Source organism: Stenotrophomonas sp. 112478_Sma (assembly GCF_056479905.1).
This window is the reverse complement of the sequence record NZ_CM151072.1, coordinates 1,659,657-1,677,529: the sequence shown is the minus strand read 5'-3', so window position 1 is coordinate 1,677,529 and position 17,873 is coordinate 1,659,657. Positions and strand designations below refer to the sequence as shown.

Annotated in this window: 17 protein-coding genes; 4 read left to right on the top strand and 13 right to left on the bottom strand. The window is 67.6% G+C overall.

The window, feature by feature from the left end; translation table 11 throughout:
- Nucleotides 1-20 precede the first annotated feature (20 nt).
- The 12 genes from pcaG to ACZK08_RS07895 all read right to left on the bottom strand — a co-directional run bounded on the left by pcaG (nucleotide 21) and on the right by ACZK08_RS07895 (nucleotide 12,074).
- Nucleotides 21-584, bottom strand: a complete 564-nt coding sequence (pcaG, locus tag ACZK08_RS07950) for a protocatechuate 3,4-dioxygenase subunit alpha (protein ID WP_053517766.1) — start codon at nucleotides 582-584, stop codon at nucleotides 21-23.
- A gap of 4 nt (nucleotides 585-588) precedes the next feature.
- A complete protein-coding gene (pcaH, locus tag ACZK08_RS07945; RefSeq protein ID WP_053517767.1) occupies nucleotides 589-1,299 on the bottom strand; it encodes a protocatechuate 3,4-dioxygenase subunit beta in 711 nt (236 codons plus the stop codon).
- A gap of 67 nt (nucleotides 1,300-1,366) precedes the next feature.
- Nucleotides 1,367-2,581, bottom strand: a complete 1,215-nt coding sequence (gene pcaF / locus ACZK08_RS07940; protein WP_428992305.1) for a 3-oxoadipyl-CoA thiolase — start codon at nucleotides 2,579-2,581, stop codon at nucleotides 1,367-1,369.
- Nucleotide 2,582: 1 nt separating this feature from the next.
- Complete coding sequence (locus ACZK08_RS07935) at nucleotides 2,583-3,230, bottom strand: 3-oxoacid CoA-transferase subunit B (RefSeq protein ID WP_053517768.1); 648 nt, start codon at nucleotides 3,228-3,230, stop codon at nucleotides 2,583-2,585.
- Nucleotides 3,227-3,907, bottom strand: coding sequence for a 3-oxoacid CoA-transferase subunit A (locus tag ACZK08_RS07930; RefSeq protein WP_053517770.1), 681 nt, complete (start codon nucleotides 3,905-3,907; stop codon nucleotides 3,227-3,229). The genes ACZK08_RS07935 and ACZK08_RS07930 overlap by 4 nt, the downstream gene beginning before the upstream one ends.
- Before the next feature lie 169 nt (nucleotides 3,908-4,076).
- Nucleotides 4,077-5,393 (bottom strand): MFS transporter, encoded by a 1,317-nt coding sequence (locus ACZK08_RS07925; protein ID WP_065181320.1) that lies wholly within the window; start codon nucleotides 5,391-5,393, stop codon nucleotides 4,077-4,079.
- 53 nt (nucleotides 5,394-5,446) lie between these two features.
- Nucleotides 5,447-6,334: a type I 3-dehydroquinate dehydratase gene (gene aroD, locus ACZK08_RS07920; RefSeq protein WP_053517772.1), complete on the bottom strand. Its 888-nt coding sequence runs from the start codon at nucleotides 6,332-6,334 to the stop codon at nucleotides 5,447-5,449.
- On the bottom strand, nucleotides 6,334-7,623 hold the full coding sequence (locus tag ACZK08_RS07915) for a carbohydrate porin (RefSeq protein ID WP_065181319.1): 1,290 nt from the start codon (nucleotides 7,621-7,623) through the stop codon (nucleotides 6,334-6,336). Before ACZK08_RS07915 ends, aroD begins: the two co-directional genes overlap by 1 nt.
- A gap of 22 nt (nucleotides 7,624-7,645) precedes the next feature.
- On the bottom strand, nucleotides 7,646-9,157 hold the full coding sequence (locus tag ACZK08_RS07910; protein ID WP_065181318.1) for a NosD domain-containing protein: 1,512 nt from the start codon (nucleotides 9,155-9,157) through the stop codon (nucleotides 7,646-7,648).
- A gap of 273 nt (nucleotides 9,158-9,430) precedes the next feature.
- Entirely contained in the window at nucleotides 9,431-10,996 is a 1,566-nt protein-coding gene (locus tag ACZK08_RS07905) for a protein adenylyltransferase SelO (RefSeq protein ID WP_053517776.1), read from the bottom strand.
- Nucleotides 10,997-11,027: 31 nt separating this feature from the next.
- Complete coding sequence (locus ACZK08_RS07900) at nucleotides 11,028-11,717, bottom strand: glutathione S-transferase (RefSeq protein WP_065181317.1); 690 nt, start codon at nucleotides 11,715-11,717, stop codon at nucleotides 11,028-11,030.
- Between the two features lie 147 nt (nucleotides 11,718-11,864).
- Nucleotides 11,865-12,074, bottom strand: a complete 210-nt coding sequence (locus ACZK08_RS07895; protein WP_005416210.1) for a cold-shock protein — start codon at nucleotides 12,072-12,074, stop codon at nucleotides 11,865-11,867.
- A gap of 303 nt (nucleotides 12,075-12,377) precedes the next feature.
- On the opposite strand from ACZK08_RS07895, the gene ACZK08_RS07890 reads away from it, so the two are divergent.
- The gene (locus ACZK08_RS07890; RefSeq protein WP_065181316.1) at nucleotides 12,378-12,869 is read left to right on the top strand and encodes a YaiI/YqxD family protein; all 492 of its coding nucleotides are present in this window, start codon (nucleotides 12,378-12,380) and stop codon (nucleotides 12,867-12,869) included.
- 13 nt (nucleotides 12,870-12,882) lie between these two features.
- On the opposite strand, the gene ACZK08_RS07885 is transcribed toward ACZK08_RS07890, so the two are convergent.
- Nucleotides 12,883-13,764, bottom strand: coding sequence for a pseudouridine synthase (locus ACZK08_RS07885; RefSeq protein WP_065181315.1), 882 nt, complete (start codon nucleotides 13,762-13,764; stop codon nucleotides 12,883-12,885).
- A 124-nt stretch (nucleotides 13,765-13,888) separates the two neighbouring features.
- On the opposite strand from ACZK08_RS07885, the gene ACZK08_RS07880 reads away from it, so the two are divergent.
- From ACZK08_RS07880 to ACZK08_RS07870, 3 genes are all read left to right on the top strand, one after another.
- Nucleotides 13,889-14,437 (top strand): YaeQ family protein, encoded by a 549-nt coding sequence (locus ACZK08_RS07880; RefSeq protein ID WP_053517781.1) that lies wholly within the window; start codon nucleotides 13,889-13,891, stop codon nucleotides 14,435-14,437.
- Nucleotides 14,434-15,618 carry a BaiN/RdsA family NAD(P)/FAD-dependent oxidoreductase gene (locus ACZK08_RS07875; RefSeq protein WP_065181314.1) on the top strand — a complete coding sequence of 395 codons (1,185 nt, stop codon included), beginning with the start codon at nucleotides 14,434-14,436 and terminating at the stop codon, nucleotides 15,616-15,618. The genes ACZK08_RS07880 and ACZK08_RS07875 overlap by 4 nt, the downstream gene beginning before the upstream one ends.
- Nucleotides 15,619-15,709: 91 nt before the next feature.
- On the top strand, nucleotides 15,710-17,779 hold the full coding sequence (locus tag ACZK08_RS07870; RefSeq protein ID WP_065181393.1) for an EAL domain-containing response regulator: 2,070 nt from the start codon (nucleotides 15,710-15,712) through the stop codon (nucleotides 17,777-17,779).
- Nucleotides 17,780-17,873: the final 94 nt, after the last annotated feature.

Genomic DNA, 17,873 nt, shown 5'->3' with positions numbered 1-17,873 from the left:
GCGCGTCGCGCGCGCCGCGATCAGTAGGCGAAGAAGACCGTCTCATCCGGGCCCTGCATGCGCACGTCCCAGCGGTACAGACCCTTGCCCTGCGCCTGCGCAACCAGCGTGTGACGGCGCTCGGGCGGTACCAGCGCGAGGATGCCGTCCTCGCCATTGCTGGCCTCGTCGCTGAAGTAGATGCGGCCCCGCACAGCCTGCAGCAGGCCACGCATGAACACCAGCACGATCAGGTGCGGTGCCTGCGGCTCGCCGCGCAGGCCCGGCACGCGGCCCGGCTTGACGGTGCTGAAGGCAAACCGCCCCTGCTCATCGGTCGGCACGCGGCCCCAGCCATCGAAGGCCGGGTCGTGGTCGTCGCGGCGCGGGTCTTCGCCATGGGCATAGATGCCCTGTGCGTCGGCCTGCCAGATTTCCAGCACGGCATCGGACACCGGCACGCCATTGCCATCGAACACCTGGCCCTGCACGTGCACGCGTTCGCCCTGCGCGGTGGCCGGGGCGATGTCGGTGCGGTACAGCGGTTCCAGGCCCAGGCGGTAGTACGGGCCGACGGTCTGCCACGGAGTGGATTGGAAACTCATGGTCTTACTCCCAGACGGTCATCTTGCGACCGCGCAGCACGATGTCGAAGCGGTAACCCAGCGCGAATTCGTTGGTAGTGGTTTCCCAATCGAACGAGGACACCATGCGCTCGCGCGCGTTGGCATCGTCCACGCAGTTGTAGATGGGATCGAACGCCAGCAGTGGGTCGTTGGGGAAGTACATCTGCGTGACCAGCCGCTGGCCGATGCCATCGCCATGCAGGGAGAAATGGATGTGCGCCGGGCGCCAGGCGTTGTAGTGGTTACGCCACGGGTAGGCGCCGGGCTTGATGGTGGTGAAGCGGTAACGGCCTTCACTGTCGGTCAGCACCTGGCCTGTACCCTTGAAGTTGGGATCCAGCGGTGCATCGTGCTGGTCACCCTTGTGCAGGTAACGGCCAGCAGCGTTGCACTGCCATACCTCGACCACGGTGTTGCGCACCGGGCGGCCATTCTCGTCCAGCACGCGGCCGCTGACGATGATGCGCTCGCCCTGCGGCTGGCCGGGGAAACCTGCGGTCAGGTCCGCGGCGTGCTCACCCAGGGTGATGCGGTTGATGCTCGGGCCGGTCACTTCCGAGAGCGTCACCGGGATGGCGATCGGATCGGTACCCGGGCCACGCAGCGCGGTGGAGGCATACGGCAGGTGGATGCGCGGCGGCTGGCTGCCGGGATACGGCGTGCGGTAGCCGCGCAGTTGAGTGGGATCGCTCATGGCGTACTCCTGTTGGCGAGCGGCCCGCAGGCCGCGGCTGTCGTGCAGATTATGGGTTCGTTGGGGCTCACACGCGCTCAATGGCCAGGGCTACACCCTGCCCCACGCCGATGCACATCGTGGCCAGGCCACGCCGGCCCCCGGTGGCTTCCAGCTGGCGCAGCAGGGTCAGGGCCAGGCGCGCACCGCTCATGCCCAGCGGGTGCCCCAGTGCGATGGCGCCGCCGTTGGGGTTCACGTGCGCGGCATCATCGGCCAGGCCCAGCTGGCGCATGCAGGCCAGGCTCTGCGAGGCGAACGCTTCGTTCAGTTCGATGGCATCGAAATCGGCAATGGTCAGGCCCAGGCGCGTCATCAGCTTCTGGCTGGCCGGCACCGGGCCCATGCCCATGATTGCCGGCTCCACGCCGGCGCTGGCAAAGCCGAGAATGCGTGCGCGCGGGGTGAGGCCCAGCGCCTTGACCTGCGCACCGGACGCCAGCAGCAACGCCGCGGCACCATCATTGATGCCCGAGGCATTGCCTGCGGTCACCGTTCCGGGTTGCCGGAACAGTGGCTTCAGTCCAGCCAGCGCGTCTGCGGTGGTATCGCCGCGCGGGTGTTCATCGCGGTCGACAGTCACGGTCTCGCCGCGCCTGCGGCCCGGCACCTCCACCGCCTCGATTTCGCCATCGAAGAATCCACCCGCCTGCGCGGCGGCGGTGCGTTGCTGGCTGCGCAGCGCGAACGCATCCTGGTCCTCGCGGCTGATGGCGTAGCGCTCGGCCACGTTCTCGGCGGTCTGGCCCATGGTCTCCACGCCATGCAGCTCGCGCAGGCGGGAGTTGATGAAGCGCCAGCCCATGGTGGTGTCTTCAATCTGCTGGTCGCGGGCGAACGGCGAGGTCGCCTTGCCCATCACGAATGGCGCGCGCGACATCGACTCCACACCACCGGCAATGGCCAGACCCAGCTCGCCCGTGGCGATCCCACGGGCCACCGTGCCGATCGCATCCAGGCCCGACCCGCACAGGCGGTTGATCGTGCTGCCCGGCACCGTCACCGGCAGGCCGGCCAGCAGCAGGCTCATGCGCGCAACGTTCCGGTTGTCTTCGCCGGCCTGGTTGGCACAGCCGAGGTAGACGTCCTCGACCAGCGCCGGATCCAGCTGCGGGTGGCGCGCCAGCAGTGCCTTCAGCGGAATCGCGCCGAGGTCGTCGGCGCGCACACCGGACAGCGCACCACCATAGCGACCGATCGGGGTACGGATGCCATCGACGATGTAGGTCTCGTGCAGGCTCATCTCAGGCTCCCTCGGCCAGCGCCAGCGGCAGGCCGGTCAGTTCACGCAGTTGTCCGATATCCATCCCTTCCACCATCTCCAGCACGGTCGCGCCATCAGCCCCCAGATCGAACACCGCCACATCGGTGTACACGCGCGACACGCAGCGCAGCCCGGTCAACGGGTAGCTGCACTCGGTCACCAGCTTGCTCTCGCCCTTCTTGGTGAACAGGTCCATCATCACGAACACCTGCTTGGCACCGATGGCCAGGTCCATCGCGCCGCCCACGGCCGGAATCGCATCGGGGGCCCCGGTGCTCCAGTTGGCGAGGTCGCCCTGCACCGAGACCTGGAAGGCACCCAGCACGCAGATATCGAGGTGGCCGCCACGCATCATCGCGAACGAATCGGCATGGTGGAAATAGCAGCCCCCGGTCAGCAGGGTGACCGGCTGCTTGCCGGCATTGATCAGATCCGGATCCTCCCGGCCAGGCGCCGGCGCCGGTCCCATGCCCAGCAGGCCATTCTCCGACTGCAGGAAGATCTCCTTGTCGGCCGGCAGGAAATTGGCCACCGTGGTCGGCAGGCCAATGCCCAGGTTGACGTAGGCACCTTCGGGAATGTCACGCGCCACGCGCGCGGCCATCTGTTCGCGGCTGAGCTTGTTCATGCCTGCACCCCCGCTGCGGCCACCGGAACCACGCGCTGCACGAAGATGCCCGGGGTCACCACGGCCTCCGGGTCCAGTTCACCCAGCGGCACCACCTCACGCACCTGCACGATGGCGCAGCGCGCGGCCATCGCCATCAGCGGGCCGAAGTTGCGTGCGGTCTTGCGGTACACCAGGTTGCCCCAACGGTCGCCGCGGTCGGCCTTGATCAGCGCGAAATCAGCGTGCAGCGGGTACTCAAGCACGAAGTGACGCCCGTCGATCTCACGCGTCTCCTTGCCCTGCGCCAGCTCGGTGCCGTAGCCGGTCGGGGTGAAGATCGCGCCCAGGCCGGAACCCGCCGCGTGGATGCGCGCGGCCAGATTGCCCTGCGGCACCAGCTCCAGTTCGATCTCACCGGCGCGGTAGGCGGCGTCGAAATGCTGCGAATCGGCCTGGCGCGGAAACGAGCAGACGATGCGACGCACGCGCTTGTGCCTGATCAGCGCGGCCAGGCCGGTATCGCCGTTGCCGGCGTTGTTGTTGATGATGCACAGCTCGCGCGCACCCTGTGCGATGAGCGCGTCGATCAGCTCGTCGGGCATGCCCGCCGTGCCAAAGCCGCCGATCATCACGGTGGCGCCATCATGGATATCGGCCACCGCTGCTTCCACGCTGGCCACGGTCTTGTCGATCACTGCATTGCTCCTTGCCCTGCGCGCCAGCGGTCATCACCGCCTCGCTTCAGAGCCACTGCGAAGGGAAAACACGGCCTCGACATGGTCGCCATGGCACTCCGTCCGGTCAATGCGATATTCGCACTCATGATTCGATAATCGCACATTGAGTCAACGACTCCCTCGCGGTTCAACGCTGGTTCCGGCCCACGCCCACGCGCAGACCCAGGCACGCCCAGGCCGCCAGCAGCAGCGGCAGCGCGCACAGCACATACAACGCGGAGGGCCGCCAGTGGCCATCCACCAGCACACCCACCGTGAGCGGCGAGAGGATCGCACCGACGCGGCCGATGCCGATGGCCCAGCCCAGACCGGTGGTCCGCACTTGCGCGGCGAACACCACCGGCGCCGCGGCATACAGGCCCGCCATCGCGGCGAACAGTGCTGCACCGATCACGAACGCCAACGGGAAGGCCATGCCCAGCTGTGTGTTGAAGGCGGCAAAGCCCAGCATCGACACCATCGCCAGCAGCAGCGCACCGGCGGTCAGCTTCGACAGCGACCAGCGCGAGGCCAGCCAGCCGAACAGGCTGCCGCCGACGATGCCGCCCAGGTTCAACAGCACGCCTCCGGTGATGCCCTGCTGGGCGGAGACACCGGCAGAGACCAGCAGCTTCGGCGTCCAGCTCAGCACGAAGTAGAAGGCGAACATGTGCAGGAAGAAGGCCAACGCGATCAGCAGCGCGACGCGCCGCAGGTCACCCACGAACAGCGCCGCATAGCCCTGCCGCTGGCCATCACGCAGCGGCGCCGGCGGCAGCGCCTGCAGCTGCGGCATGCGCATGCGCGAGAGCAGTGCGTTCAGGCGCGGCAGCGCATCGGCCGGGCGACGCGCAACCAGGAAATCCAGCGATTCGGGCAGGCACCTGAGCACCAGCGGAATGCACACCAGCGACGCCACGGCGCCGATCAGGAACACGCTGTGCCAGGACCAGTGTTCCAGCATCCACGCCGCCAGCAGACCGCCGGCGGTGGCGCCTATCGGATAGCCGGTGGCCTGCAGCGCGACCGCCGTACTGCGCCACTTGGCATTGGCGTACTCGGCGGTGATCACGCCCACGCCGGCCAGCATGCCGCCGATGCCGATGCCCGTGTACACGCGCAGCGCGCCCAGCTGCCAGGCGTTGGCAGCCAGCGCCGACAGCGCCATGCCGCTGGTCAGGATCAGCAGGCAGCACACGATCATCGGCCGCCGGCCCCAGCGATCGGCCAGCGGCGCCAGCAGGAACGAGCCCAGCGCCATGCCGACCAGGCCGGCGCTGAGCATCATCCCCAGCACCTTGCCCGACAGCTCCCAGTCCGCCGACACATGCGGCGCGGTAAAGGCCATGACCATCACATCGAAGCCATCGAGCATGTTCAACAGCACGCAGATGGCGATGGCGGTCCACTGGAAGGGACTCATCCGTTCCAGGACAAGCGAGGGTGCGGGGGCGGCGTGGCTCATGGGGCGGTTTCCTGCAACAGCGTGATGCGGTGGAACGTCCGGCGGGGAAGGTCTCAGTGACCGGCCTGGCTGGATGCATGGATGACCTGCAGGACGTCCTGCAGGCGATCGACTTCGACCTGGCCCGGTGCCGACGGAGTGCCGATCATGCCGAAGGTGAGCGCCTGGCCGAAGGTTTCACCAGCCAGGCGCGAGACCACACCGGTGCCCCCCATCGACATGGTCAGCAGCGGCCTGTCGCTCTGCTGGCGCACCTGCCAGGTGGCATCGAGCAGGGCCAGCACGTCGCCTGCGTCGCGCGGCATCACCGCGATCTTCAGCACGTCCGCCCCCAGCGCCTGCTGCCTGAGCAGGCGCGCGACGATCTCATCGCGGGGCGGCGTTGCGTGGAAGTCATGGTTGGACATCACCACCTTCACGCCGGCCTTGTGCGCCTGCGCCACCAGCGCCTGCACCACCTTCGGATCACGGAACATCTCCACGTCGATCAGCTGGGCCACGCCGCCGCGCAGCAGCGTGGCGTAGAGCGCGCCGTAGTCGGCATCGCTGATCGGCTTGGCGCCGCCCTCGGCCTTGGTGCGGAACGTCACGATGACCGGCTTGCCGCCCAGCGTGGCCTGGATGCGCTTGCCCAGCGCGACCAGCGCCTTGCCATCGGTGGCGATGTCCAGGTAGTCGATGCGCCACTCGGCGATGTCGGTGGCCTTGCTGGCAGCGATGGCCGCCGCCTGCTGCAGGGCCACGTCAGCGGTGGCGCCAGTGATCGGCACGATGGTGCGGGGATGGCCCTCGCCGATACGCAACTGGCCGACCTGCAGTACCGCCGGCGGCGGTGCGGCCAGGGCCAGCGCCGGGACGGCGCACAGTGCACCGGCCAGCACAACCGGAGCGAGCGGAAACTTCATGGCGGTCACCAGAGCATGGAAGGAGCGCATGGCCATCAGAAGGTCACCTTGGCCTGTACGCCCACGGCCCAGGCGTTGTCGGTACCGCTGTAGTTGAACGTGCCCGGGTTGACGATGTACTGCACATCCGGGCGGATCATCAGCCACGGGTTTACCTGGACGCTGTAGGACAGTTCGAACAGCTCCTCGGCCTGGCTGAGGTTGTACAGCGGCGAATCGCCAGGCACGCCACCGGCGGCCAGCGTGGCCCGGCGCGCATCGACCAGCCGGTTGTTGATGTCGGCGCCTACGTAGCCCAGCGCGATGCTGTCCTGGGCGCGCGAGCCAATGCCCTGGTAAACCCCGCCCAGCGCATACCAGCGTTTGATCTGCGCGGTGTCGGTGTCGGACACCATGTACTGCGCGAACGCAGTCAGGCCGCGGCTGGGATCGGCCGATTCCCGGGTCAGACGCTGCTCGGCGAGCACGTAGGCGCCGTGGCGCCCGGTCGTCGGCGAAGCATCCAGACCGCGCTTGTCCACGCGTGAGGTGTCGTAGTAACCGCCGAACTTGTAGACGCCCGCGTAGCGGCTGCCCTTGGCCGGGGTCCAGGTCACTTCCACCGGGAACAGCGAACCGGTGGTACCGGAAGCGAGCGGACGGAACGCGTTGCGTTCGATGTTGCCACCCAGGTTCGGATTCACCTGGAACCAGCCGGTGCGAACGTTGACGGCCGGGCTGACCTGCTGGGCGAACTCACCGCCCCAGCGTGCCACGGGGTAGTTGTACCAGCCGCTGTTGCCCGACATCGCCAGCGGGTGCGCGCAGAACGCCGCATTGACGAAGTGGGTCAGCAGGCTGTGCAGGCCGAACTGGTTGCCCATCGCGTAATAGCCCAGCTTGTAGTACGACTGCCCCGCGTTGAAGGTCTGGTCGTAGCTCAGTTCGGTCAGCCGCGTGTACTGGCCGCCGTACGCTTCCTGGATGGGGAAGCGGTTGCCGACGAAGTCCACCGAGGTGCTGCGGCCGCGACGGTCGTTGAGGGTGAAGTGGAAGGCACCGCCGTTCCAGCCGGCCAGCGTGCCCATGTCCAGGTCCACGCCAACGCGCACCTGCTGCGCATAGCGCGCACCGGTTTCGCCGTAGCCTCCATCGACCACGCCCATGGCTTCACCCACGTAGTCGCCGCGGAAGGCGATGCCACGCTCGAACAGATCGGTGCGGGTGCCGCCCCAGTCACCAGTAAGCGTCCTGCCTTCGTAGCGGTTGCTCGACTGCGCGCTGGCGATGCAGGGCAGCAGCGCGGTGGCCAGGACGGCCAGGGAAACGGGCTTCGCAAGATTCATGATCGCGGTCTCGTGGAGATGATCAGCGCAGCGACAGCGGCGCGCTCAGGGGGGAGGTGGCGCCCTGCGCCGAGGTGACCGTGGCGGTCAGGCTGCCGGCAGCCGCAGCATCTGCCGCGGCGCCGAGCGGGAAGGTGAAACGGCCCTGCCCCTGCGCATCGGTGCGCGCCTGCACGCTGCCCAGCACCCACTCGGCCTCGCTGCCGCTGGCGGCGCGGTTACCGAACACTTCGACCTGGTAACGGCTGTCGGGCGTGCCCTGGAAACGACCGATCAACTGGCGCTGCGTACCCTCGCCCTGCACGCCAGTCAGCTGCGGCGCCGCCTGGCCCAGGTTCGGCAGCGGCTGGCAGTCGGTCTGGCCGGCAGCGGAGCAGATGCGCGCACGCTTGGACGGATCATTGTCGACACCACGACCACGTGAACCGACGAAGCTGGCGTGTTCCAGGCCCGGCACGCCGAACACGATGGCGCCGCGCGGTTGGCCCTTCACGCAGGCGCCGCCGGCCTCGCAGCGCTCGATCGGCAGGCCGTTGCCGAAGATGCGGTTGGCGGTGAAGCGGTTCGGCGCACTGACCGGCTGCGGGCGCACGCCGATGCCGATGCCATTGCCGGTGATGATGTTGCCATCGACCACGTTGCCGCTGCCGGTGATGCTCAGGCCCAGCGAATTGCCGGTGAAGGTGTTGGCGGCGATGTAGTTGCGGTTGCCCCAGTTGATCTGCAGGCCATCGGAGTAATCGACGAAGCGGTTGTGTACCACGCTGTTGTCGTTGCCCCAGAGGATTTCGATGCCCTGCGACGGTTCCGGGTTGGCCCGGGTGGACTGGAACAGGTTGTCGGCCACCAGGTTCCAGGCCGCGCCACGGGTCAGCTCAAGTCCGTCGCCGTTGTCGAGGAATTCATTGCGCACGATGCGGTTGTGCACGGTGGTGGTGGCAGTGGACTGCCCTGTGCCGTCGTCCCCGGTGAGCATGATGCCGGCGCCGCCCTTGTTGGCGACGATGCGGTTGTCGTGGATCTCGTTGTGGCTGGAGCGGTTGACCAGCACACCGATGCAGAAATTGCGGATCTCCAGACCGGCCAGTTCAACGCCTTGGGTATCCCGCAGGACCAGCCCCGGCAGCGTGGTGGTGCGCACGTTGGTGCCCGACTGGCCCGGTTCGGCGCCCGGACAGGCGTCGGTGCCGGTGCCGGTGACGTAGGCCGAACCGTCGATGGCGACGAACTGGCCATCGCGGTCCCAGGACGTGCCGATGATCTGCACCGGCCCCTTGATCTCCGGCAGCGGCGAGGTCGGCTTGATCACATGGGGCGCGGTACCCACCGCGTCGATCTCGATGCGATAGCGACCCGGCGCGGTGTTGGCGGTGGTGATCGCCCAGCGCAGGGAGCCGGGACGGGTGTCGTCGGCGTAGCGGTCCACGCGCAGCACCTGCAGGGGCCCGCGCGGCGGTTCGGCCTGGTAGGCCAACGCCAGGGTCGGCAACTGGGCGAGCAGGAACAGAGAAACAATGGACAAGCGACGGCGCATGCGATCACTCCGCACAGGTGAAGGGAAATCCTGCGGTCTTCCCCTGCACCTGGCTTCAGCACCGGGTCGGGTGCTGCCCTCGCCCCGCCAGGGGTGGATCGCTTGGACTGCTTTGAATCTGCGGAAGTGAAATTAGGTTTATCGCACTGCACCATTCAAGTGCGGTAATCGACTACGCGTGCGAATATCGCACTGAATGGGTACGACCATCGTTGTAGGGAAGGCTGCACTGGCACTTGCCAGGCGAAGCGCACGGCTGCGCCGTAGCACCGGTCAGGAACTGCAGGACAGCATCGAGCAGCCGGCGCGGTCGTCGGCCCAGGCCGGGCGCCTGCTGGCGAAATGCTCACGTCCGGCGCGTTGGGTGTACGGATCGCGCAGCACGTCCTGCAAGGCGTGTACGCCGCCCATGTCCCCTTGTTCCGCACGGTCGATCGCTTCCTGCGCCAGCCAGTTGCGCAGCACGTACAGCGGATTGGCCGCGCCCATCTTCGCCAGGCGCTCGGCGGCCGGAAGAGGATCCGCCCGCAATCGCGCGGCGTAGTCCTGCAGCCACTGCCGCAGCGGCACCTGCACGGCCTCCTGCCGCTCCCGGTCGTAATAGACCTCAGCCAGTGCCGCCGGATCGGGCGATGCCGGATCGATCCGCATCAAGGCGCGCCAGGACAGGGTCATGTCCATGCCACCGTCCTGCAGCAGCTGCTGCCAGCGCTGGTAGAGCTGCAGATCGGCATCATCGGCAGCTGCCAGGCCAAGCTTGGCCGCCGCATCGCGACGCGTGCAGGCGGCAAAGGTGGCCTGATAGGCAGCAAGGCCCGCCTGCAACGGCGCGACGTCGGCAAACAAGGGCGACAGCGCCTGCGCAAGCCGCCCCAGATTCCAGTACGCCACCTGCGGCTGCGTTCCGAAGCGGTAGCGACGGCCCTGTGCGTCAGTCGTGTTCGGGGTCCAGTCCGGATCGAAGTCCTCGACCCAGCCATAGGGGCCATAGTCGAGAGTGAGGCCAAGCACGGAGAGGTTGTCGGTGTTCATTACCCCATGCACGAAACCGACACGCATCCAGTGCGCGATCATCTCGGCGGTGCGCACCGCGATCTGCGCGAACCAGTCACCGTACAGCGCCTCACCCTGCCCTGCCAGTTCGGGGAAATCACGGGCGATGCAAGCATCCACCAGTTGCTGCAGCAGTGACGTCTCACCGCGCGAGGCCGGCAGTTCGAACGAACCGAAACGCAGGAACGAGGGCGACACACGGCATACGATCGCGCCGGGCTCGGCTCGCGGACGGCCGTCATAGAACATGTCGCGCACCACGTGCTCGCCGGTACCGACCAGCGACAGCGCACGCGTGGTCGGTACACCGAGGTGGTGCATGGCCTCACTGCACAGGAATTCACGGATCGACGAGCGCAGCACCGCGCGACCGTCGGCGCCACGGGAGTACGGGGTCGGGCCTGCACCCTTCAGCTGCAGTTCCCAGTGCCGGCCATCCGGCGCAACCAGCTCGCCCAGCGAGATCGCCCGCCCATCGCCAAGCTGGCCCGCCCAGTGACCGAACTGGTGCCCGCCGTAATTGGCGGCCCACGGCTGCATGCCCGGATACAACGCGTTGCCAGCGAATACCTGGGCAAACGTGCCGCTCGACACTTCAGCCACATCGATGCCGAGCAGAGCGGCGACCTCCGGCGACCAGGCCAGCAGGGTCGGCGCGGCGACCGGCGTCGGCATCACCGACGACCAGGCCGCCTCTCGGACTTCACGCCGGCGGGGCCCGGCTTCCGGGTCGCCCGGCAGGACGGTCAGCAGACGGTTGTCGAATCGCGGGAAGGGGCTGTCCATGGCCCTGACATGGGGATGGACGCCGCCGACCTCAATCGCCGCGCAGCGCCTGCAGCGATCCGCCGTGCGCTTCAGCGCGCTGGTAGGCCGGGCGTTCACCGATGCGCTGGAGAAACGCGCGCAGCGCCGGCTTGTCGTCCAGTCCGCCTCCGCGCGCCGCTGCGGCCTGGATCGGGAAGCTCATCTGGATATCGGCCGCGGTGAAACGCTCACCCGCGAACCACGGGCTCTCGGCCAGGCGGCGCTCCATCCAGTCCAGGTGCAGGCGGCGCTGCGGGCCGACAAAGCTCTGCTCGGCCTTGTCGGCGATGCTGCGGGCAATCGGGCGCACGAAGAACGGCACCGGCGCGTTGCGGATGCGGCTCATCACCAGCGTCAGCAGCAGCGGCGGCATCGCCGAGCCTTCGGCGTAGTGCAGCCAGTAGCGATAGGCCATGCGCTCGGCACCTTCGGCCGGTATCGGCGACGGCGACACCTGCCGCTGCGTGTCGTAGCGGTCAGCCAGGTAATCAAGAATGGCGCCGGATTCGGCCAGCACCTGCTCACCGTCCTGCAGCACCGGTGATTTCCCCAGCGGATGTACCTGGCGCAGTGCCGGCGGTGCCAGCAGCGTTCTGGGGTCGCGCGGGTAACGGCGCAGTTCGTAGTCCAGCCCCAGCTCCTCCAGCATCCACAGCACGCGCAGCGAACGGGAATTCTCGAGGTGATGGACGATGCGCATGAAGGAACTCCAGAGGGGTGCAAGCATCGTAACGCGCCTGCACGCATGCGCCTGTGGATTCGATCCGTGCCTGCTCCCGCCGAGGCAAAAAAAAACGCCGGAAGCTTGCGCTTCCGGCGTTCTGGCTACCCGAGGGCAGCAGACGGATTAGACCGCCTGCACCTGGTCAGCCTGCATACCCTTCTGGCCCTGGACGGCGATGAAGGTGACCTTCTGGCCTTCCTGCAGGGTCTTGAAGCCGGTGCCCTGGATGGCGCGGAAGTGCACGAACAGGTCCGGGCCGCTTTCCGGGGTGATGAAGCCGAAGCCCTTGGCGTCGTTGAACCACTTGACGGTGCCGGTCTGACGTTCAGACATATTTACTAACTCCTGAAACACATGTTGAAAAAAATCGCAGCCACCGGGTATCGGGGCCGAGACTGAGTTGCAGGCGTTGGTAAAGCGGATCGATGAGTGGATCGTGAGATCAACTGCACCAGGCCACGATTCACGGTGACCCTAGCAAACACAGTGGGTCGCACGATACGCGTGTTTTCCCCAAAAAGCGATAGCCGCGGCATTCATCGCCACCCCGCCCCCGCTAGGCGTGGCAAGGGCTGGCAGTCGGTCGGGCCCGGATCCGGGGACCCATTCAGGTTTTTCCTACCCTACACTGGGTAAATGACTGAAGCTGAAACCCCGGCTGAACTGCCCCGTCCCCGCATCTGGGTGGACGCAGACGCCTGCCCCGTTGTCATCCGCGACATCCTGTTCCGGGCCGCCGAGCGGGTCGGCCTGGAGTTGACCCTGGTCGCCAACCAGTGGATCCGCACCCCGCCCTCGCGCTGGATCCGCTCCCTCCAGGTGCCGCAGGGCCTGGACGTGGCTGACAGCGCCATCGTCGAACGGGTCGCCGCCGGCGATCTGGTTGTCACCCAGGACATTCCATTGGCCGCGCTGGTGCTCGAACGAGGCGCGCTGGCCCTGCATCCGCGCGGGGAGCTGTTCACCGCCGACACCATCGCCCAGCGCCTGTCGGTACGCAATTTCCTGGAAGAGCTGCGCGGCGCCGGCGTCCAGACCGGGGGCCCGCCTCCCCTGCATGCGCGCGACCGCCAGGCGTTCGGCAGCGCGCTGGACCGCTGGCTGGCCCGCATCCGCGTGGCGCGATGAGGCGGGGCCCGGCTCACGCCACCACTGGGCCCAGCTCCAGGCCCAGCTGACGCTGGCTGCTGAACACCCGTCGTTCCCCATTCAGGGGATCGTCGAAGGACAACGCCCGCGCCAGCAGCTGCAGCGGCGCCTGCGCCCCGCTCGCGGCCGGACGCAGCTGCGGATACAGGTCGTCTCCGATGATGGGCGCGCCCAGCGCCGCCATGTGCACGCGCAGCTGGTGCTTGCGACCGGTTCTCGGCTGCAGGCGGTAGCGCCAGACCGGACCTGTCGCGTCGATCACCTCGATGCGGGTACTCGCATTCGGCTCGCCCTCCATTTCGCCCATGCGGAAGAACGGTTGTGCCGGGCCGATGCGACTGTGGCGCTCGAACGGGAAGTCCAGCGCCGGCAGCGCCGGGGCCAGCGCTTCGTAGGTCTTGTCGATACGGCGCTCGCGGAACAGGCGCTGGTAGGCATCGCGCGACTCCGGTCGCAGTGAGAAAAGGACCAGCCCGGCGGTGAGCCGGTCCAGGCGGTGCAGCGGTGCCAGCTGCGCGTTGCCGGTCCGCGCCACCAGCCGCGCCAGCAGGGTTTCGCGGACATGGGCACCCGCCGGGGTCACCGGCAGGAAGTGCGGCTTGTCGACCACCAGCAGATGCTCGTCCTGGTAGAGGATCGTCTCGTTGAACGGAATGCGCGGCTCGTGGCTGACCTCGCGGAAATACAGGATTTCCAGCCCCACCTGCCACGGCTGGTCCGCCGCCAGCGCCCTGCCCTGCGCATCCTGTACCCGTCCGCGCGCGAACCGGTCCTGCCACTGGCTGCGGTCGATGCGCGGAAAGCGTGCGCACAGGCCGTCGAGCAGGGTCGGCCAATGGCCGGGTGGCAGCTGCAGCCGGCTGGGCAGGGTCATCGCGTCCGCTCCGGCGGCAACAGGAACCGCAAGCGTGCCACCGTTGACGCGCGGCAGACACCCCGGCCACGGACACCCCTGCAGCAAACCTCTATCATTGTCCTCTTTAGTCGACGGATCCCCCATGGCCCTCACCGCCACCATCCGCAAGGCCGAGTTGCAGATCAGCGACATGGATCGCGGCTACTACGCGACCCACAACCTGACCCTGGCCCAGCATCCGTCGGAAACCGACGAGCGCCTGATGGTGCGCCTGCTCACCTTCGCCCTCAACGCCGACGACCGCTTGGAATTCGGCCGGGGCCTGAGTACGGATGACGAGCCGGACCTGTGGCAGCACGACTACACCGGCGACATCCTGCAGTGGATCGACCTCGGCCACCCCGATGAATCCCGTATCCGCAAGGCCAGCAACCGCAGCCGCCAGGTGCAGGTGGTCAACTACGGCGGCAATGCGTCCGACATCTGGTGGGGCAAGCAGGGCAAGGGCCTGGCGCGCTTCGACAACCTGTCGGTGATCGACCTCGATGGCACCTTCGTCGAGCAGTGGGGCCAGCAGATCCAGCGTGCCATGCGCTTCAGCGTGCTGATCCAGGACGGCGAGGTGCAGATCCTCAACGACCAGATCCAGCTCGACATCATCCCCACCTGGCGCAAGCGCGCCAAGGCATGAGTACGACGCGCTGCGACGTCGTGGTGATCGGTGCCGGTGCCGCCGGCCTGATGACCGCGATCACCGCCGGCCGGCGCGGCCGCCAGGTGCAGGTGATCGATCACGCCAACAAGATCGGCAAGAAGATCCTGATGTCCGGCGGTGGCCGCTGCAACTTCACCAACACCGGCACCACCCCGGCCAACTTCCTGTCGGCCAATCCGCACTTCTGCAAATCGGCGCTGGCCCGCTATACGCCTTGGCACTTCATCGAGATGGTCGAGCGCCATGCCATCGCCTATCACGAGAAGGAGCTGGGGCAGCTGTTCTGCGACGTTTCGTCCAAGCAGATCGTGAAGATGCTGGTGGACGAGTGCCAGGCAGCGGGTGCGCACATCCGTACCCACTGCAGCGTCGAGCGCATCGAGCACGGGGCGGATGGCTTCCGGGTGCACACCACGCAGGGGATGTTCCACTGCGCCTCGCTGGTGGTCGCCACCGGTGGCCTGTCCATCCCCAGCCTGGGCGCAACCGGCTTCGGCTACGAGATTGCACGCCAGTTCGGGCATGCCGTGCTGCCGACCCGCGCCGGACTCGTGCCGCTGACCCTCAGCGGCAGGCACCAGGAGCGCCTGGCCGACCTGAGCGGTGTCGCCCTGCCGATCGAGGCGCGCTGCAACGGCATGCAGTTCCAGAATTCCATGTTGCTCACCCATCGTGGCGTCAGCGGCCCGGCGATCCTGCAGATCTCCTCCTTCTGGCAACCCGGCGATGCACTGGAACTGGATCTGCTGCCCGGCCAGGATGCCGGCCAGTGGCTGCGACGGATGAAACAGGAGCGGCCAGCCGCCGAACTGCGCACGGTGCTGGCCGAGGTCCTGCCCAAGCGCCTGGCCCAGCGCCTGTGCGAACACTGGCTGCCGGACCGCCCGGTACGGCAGCTGGATGAGCCCCAGCTGCGCCAGGCTGCGCAGCTGCTGGGTGCGTTCCCGCTGGTGGCCAGTGGCACCGAAGGCTACCGCACCGCCGAGGTCACGCTGGGCGGCGTGGACACCGCCGACGTTTCGTCCTCCACGATGGAATCCAAGCGCGTGCCGGGCCTGCATTTCGTCGGCGAAGTGCTGGACGTCACCGGCTGGCTTGGCGGCTACAACTTCCAGTGGGCCTGGGCCAGCGGCCACGCCGCCGGCAGCGTGGTGTGAACCGCATCGCCGTTCGGGGTGCGGGATGCCTGCACGCATGGACGGCTCGCCGAGCATCGTGTATCAAGATCCGCAGATTGGGGAGCAGTGCATGCAGAACGCGAACGACATCACCATCCGCCTGCTGATCGTCGACGACAGCGGCGAGAATGCGGAAGCCATCGTCAGCACGCTGCGCAACAGCGGCATCGCCGTGCGCCCCTGGCGCCCGCAGGATTCGGCCGAGCTGTCGCAGGTGCTGGCCAACCAGGCCATCGATCTGGTGCTGGCCTCGCCCTCGCAGGGCATCCCGCTGCCGCTGGTGGCCCAGCACATCGCGGCCAGTGGCAAGGACATTCCGCTGGTGCTGCTGGCCGAGCGCATCGACGAAGATGAGCTGGTCCAGGCCAGCAGCCATGGCATCCGCGCCCTTGCCCTGCGCCAACGGCCGGAGCATCTGCTGGCGGTGGTCCGCGACCAGTGGGTCGACCTGCAGGCGCGCCGCGGGCTGCGCCGCATCGAGGCACAGATGCGCGAGACCGAGCGCCGTTGCGACGCGCTGATTGCCTCCTCCCGCGAACCCATCGCCTATGTGCACGAAGGCATGCACATCCGCGCCAACGATGCCTATCTGGACATGTTCGGCTACGAGCATTTCGACGACATCGAGGGCATCTCGCTGCTGGACATGGTGGCCGCCCAGCATGTTGATGACTTCAAGCAGCTGCTGAAGAGCCTCAGCCGCGGCGAAGCGCCACCACCGCAGTACCAGCTCGATGCACGCCACCAGGATGGCAGTGCGTTTCCGGCAACGATGGAATTCACCGCAGCCACCTATGAGGGCGAATCCTGCCTGCAGGTCGTCTTCCGCCGCCGGATCGAGTTCGACCCGGAACTGGCCCGAGAGGTCGAGGATCTTCGCCAGCGCGACCAGGTGACCGGCCTGCTGAACCGGCCGACCTTCATGCTGCAGGTCGAAAGTGCGGTCGCCCAGGCTGGCCGCAGCGAGGGCCAGTTCGGCCTGCTGCTGGTCGAGCCCGACCACTATGCGCGGCTGATGCCGGACATCGGGCTGGCCTCGGCCGATACCCTCATCGGCGCGCTGGCCTCCCTGCTGGCCGATGTCGTGGGGGAGGACGCGCAGCTGGCGCGCTTCGGCGAACACAGCTTCGCCGTGCTGCAGGCCGGCCCCTATGCGCAGACCGTGGCACTGGCCGAACGCATCCGTGAGGCATATGCCGCCCATGTGTTCAGCATCGGCGCGCGTTCGGCCACGGTCACCGTGAGCATCGGCGGTGTCCAGGTCGGCGAGAAGATCGCCAGTATCGGCCAGGTCCTGGCGCGTGCCAGCGAGTGCACGCAGGCGGCCGCCGAGCTGGGCAACACCTGTCGCATCTTCGATCCGGCCGCGGTCGATCGGGTCGAGGAAGAACGTGTGCAGCGATGGGTCGGCCGCATCCGCGAAGCCCTGGACGGCGACGGCTTCCAGCTGCATTACCAGCCGGTCCTGAACCTGCAGGGCGAGCCACTGGAGCTGTACGAAGCCTATCTGCGACTGGAGCACAACGGTGAACTGCTCAGTCCCACCGCTTTCCTTGGCATCGCCGAGGAACACGGGCTGCTGGCCGAGATCAACCGCTGGGTGGTGTCCAAGGCCATCACGGTGCTGGGGCAGCGCGCGCGCGAAGGCAGCGCCACCCAGATGCTGGTGAAGGTCACCCCCGAATCGTTCGACGACCCGCAGATGATTGCCACCCTGCGTGGTGAACTGAAGGCGCACGGGGTTCCGGGCGAGCGCCTGTGGCTGCATGCGCCGGAAGCGAAGGTGTTCACCCACCTGCGCAGCGCCCAGCAGTTCCTGGCCGACGTGGCCCCGCTGGGCTGCCGCATCGGCCTGGAACAGTTCGGGTCCGGCCTGGATTCGTTCCAGCTGCTGGCCCACTTCCAGCCGCAGTTCCTCAAGCTGGACCGTGGATTCACCAGCGACCTGGCGGCGACCCGCGAGAACATCGACCGCATCAGCCAGATCACGGCGCGCGCGCAGGAGGCCGGTATCCGCACCATCGCCGAGTTCGTCAGCGATGCCAACTCCATGACGCTGCTGTTCAGTGCAGGCGTGGACTACGTGCAGGGCGACTTCGTCGGTCCGGCGCTGCCGACGATGAGTTTCGACTTCGGGTGATCCCGCATCGCGGGGCATGGCCCGGCGCTACCAAGGGGCGCCGGGGTAACGCCGGCCCATGCACGACGAGCCTGCTAGCGCCGGGCCATGCCCG

Bases quoted from the DNA above. Each gene is read 5' to 3' on its own strand.
- pcaF (WP_428992305.1), bottom strand. From the start codon at position 2,581: ATGAGCCTGCACGAGACCTACATCGTCGATGGCATCCGTACCCCGATC.
- ACZK08_RS07895 (WP_005416210.1), bottom strand. From the start codon at position 12,074: ATGTCTGAACGTCAGACCGGCACCGTCAAGTGGTTCAACGACGCCAAG.
- pcaG (WP_053517766.1), bottom strand. From the start codon at position 584: ATGAGTTTCCAATCCACTCCGTGGCAGACCGTCGGCCCGTACTACCGC.
- ACZK08_RS07910 (WP_065181318.1), bottom strand. From the start codon at position 9,157: ATGCGCCGTCGCTTGTCCATTGTTTCTCTGTTCCTGCTCGCCCAGTTG.
- ACZK08_RS07925 (WP_065181320.1), bottom strand. From the start codon at position 5,393: ATGAGCCACGCCGCCCCCGCACCCTCGCTTGTCCTGGAACGGATGAGT.
- pcaH (WP_053517767.1), bottom strand. From the start codon at position 1,299: ATGAGCGATCCCACTCAACTGCGCGGCTACCGCACGCCGTATCCCGGC.
- ACZK08_RS07905 (WP_053517776.1), bottom strand. From the start codon at position 10,996: ATGGACAGCCCCTTCCCGCGATTCGACAACCGTCTGCTGACCGTCCTG.
- ACZK08_RS07885 (WP_065181315.1), bottom strand. From the start codon at position 13,764: ATGACCCTGCCCAGCCGGCTGCAGCTGCCACCCGGCCATTGGCCGACC.
- ACZK08_RS07880 (WP_053517781.1), top strand. From the start codon at position 13,889: ATGGCCCTCACCGCCACCATCCGCAAGGCCGAGTTGCAGATCAGCGAC.
- ACZK08_RS07875 (WP_065181314.1), top strand. From the start codon at position 14,434: ATGAGTACGACGCGCTGCGACGTCGTGGTGATCGGTGCCGGTGCCGCC.
- ACZK08_RS07935 (WP_053517768.1), bottom strand. From the start codon at position 3,230: ATGAACAAGCTCAGCCGCGAACAGATGGCCGCGCGCGTGGCGCGTGAC.
- ACZK08_RS07915 (WP_065181319.1), bottom strand. From the start codon at position 7,623: ATGAATCTTGCGAAGCCCGTTTCCCTGGCCGTCCTGGCCACCGCGCTG.
- ACZK08_RS07900 (WP_065181317.1), bottom strand. From the start codon at position 11,717: ATGCGCATCGTCCATCACCTCGAGAATTCCCGTTCGCTGCGCGTGCTG.
- aroD (WP_053517772.1), bottom strand. From the start codon at position 6,334: ATGGCCATGCGCTCCTTCCATGCTCTGGTGACCGCCATGAAGTTTCCG.
- ACZK08_RS07890 (WP_065181316.1), top strand. From the start codon at position 12,378: ATGACTGAAGCTGAAACCCCGGCTGAACTGCCCCGTCCCCGCATCTGG.
- ACZK08_RS07870 (WP_065181393.1), top strand. From the start codon at position 15,710: ATGCAGAACGCGAACGACATCACCATCCGCCTGCTGATCGTCGACGAC.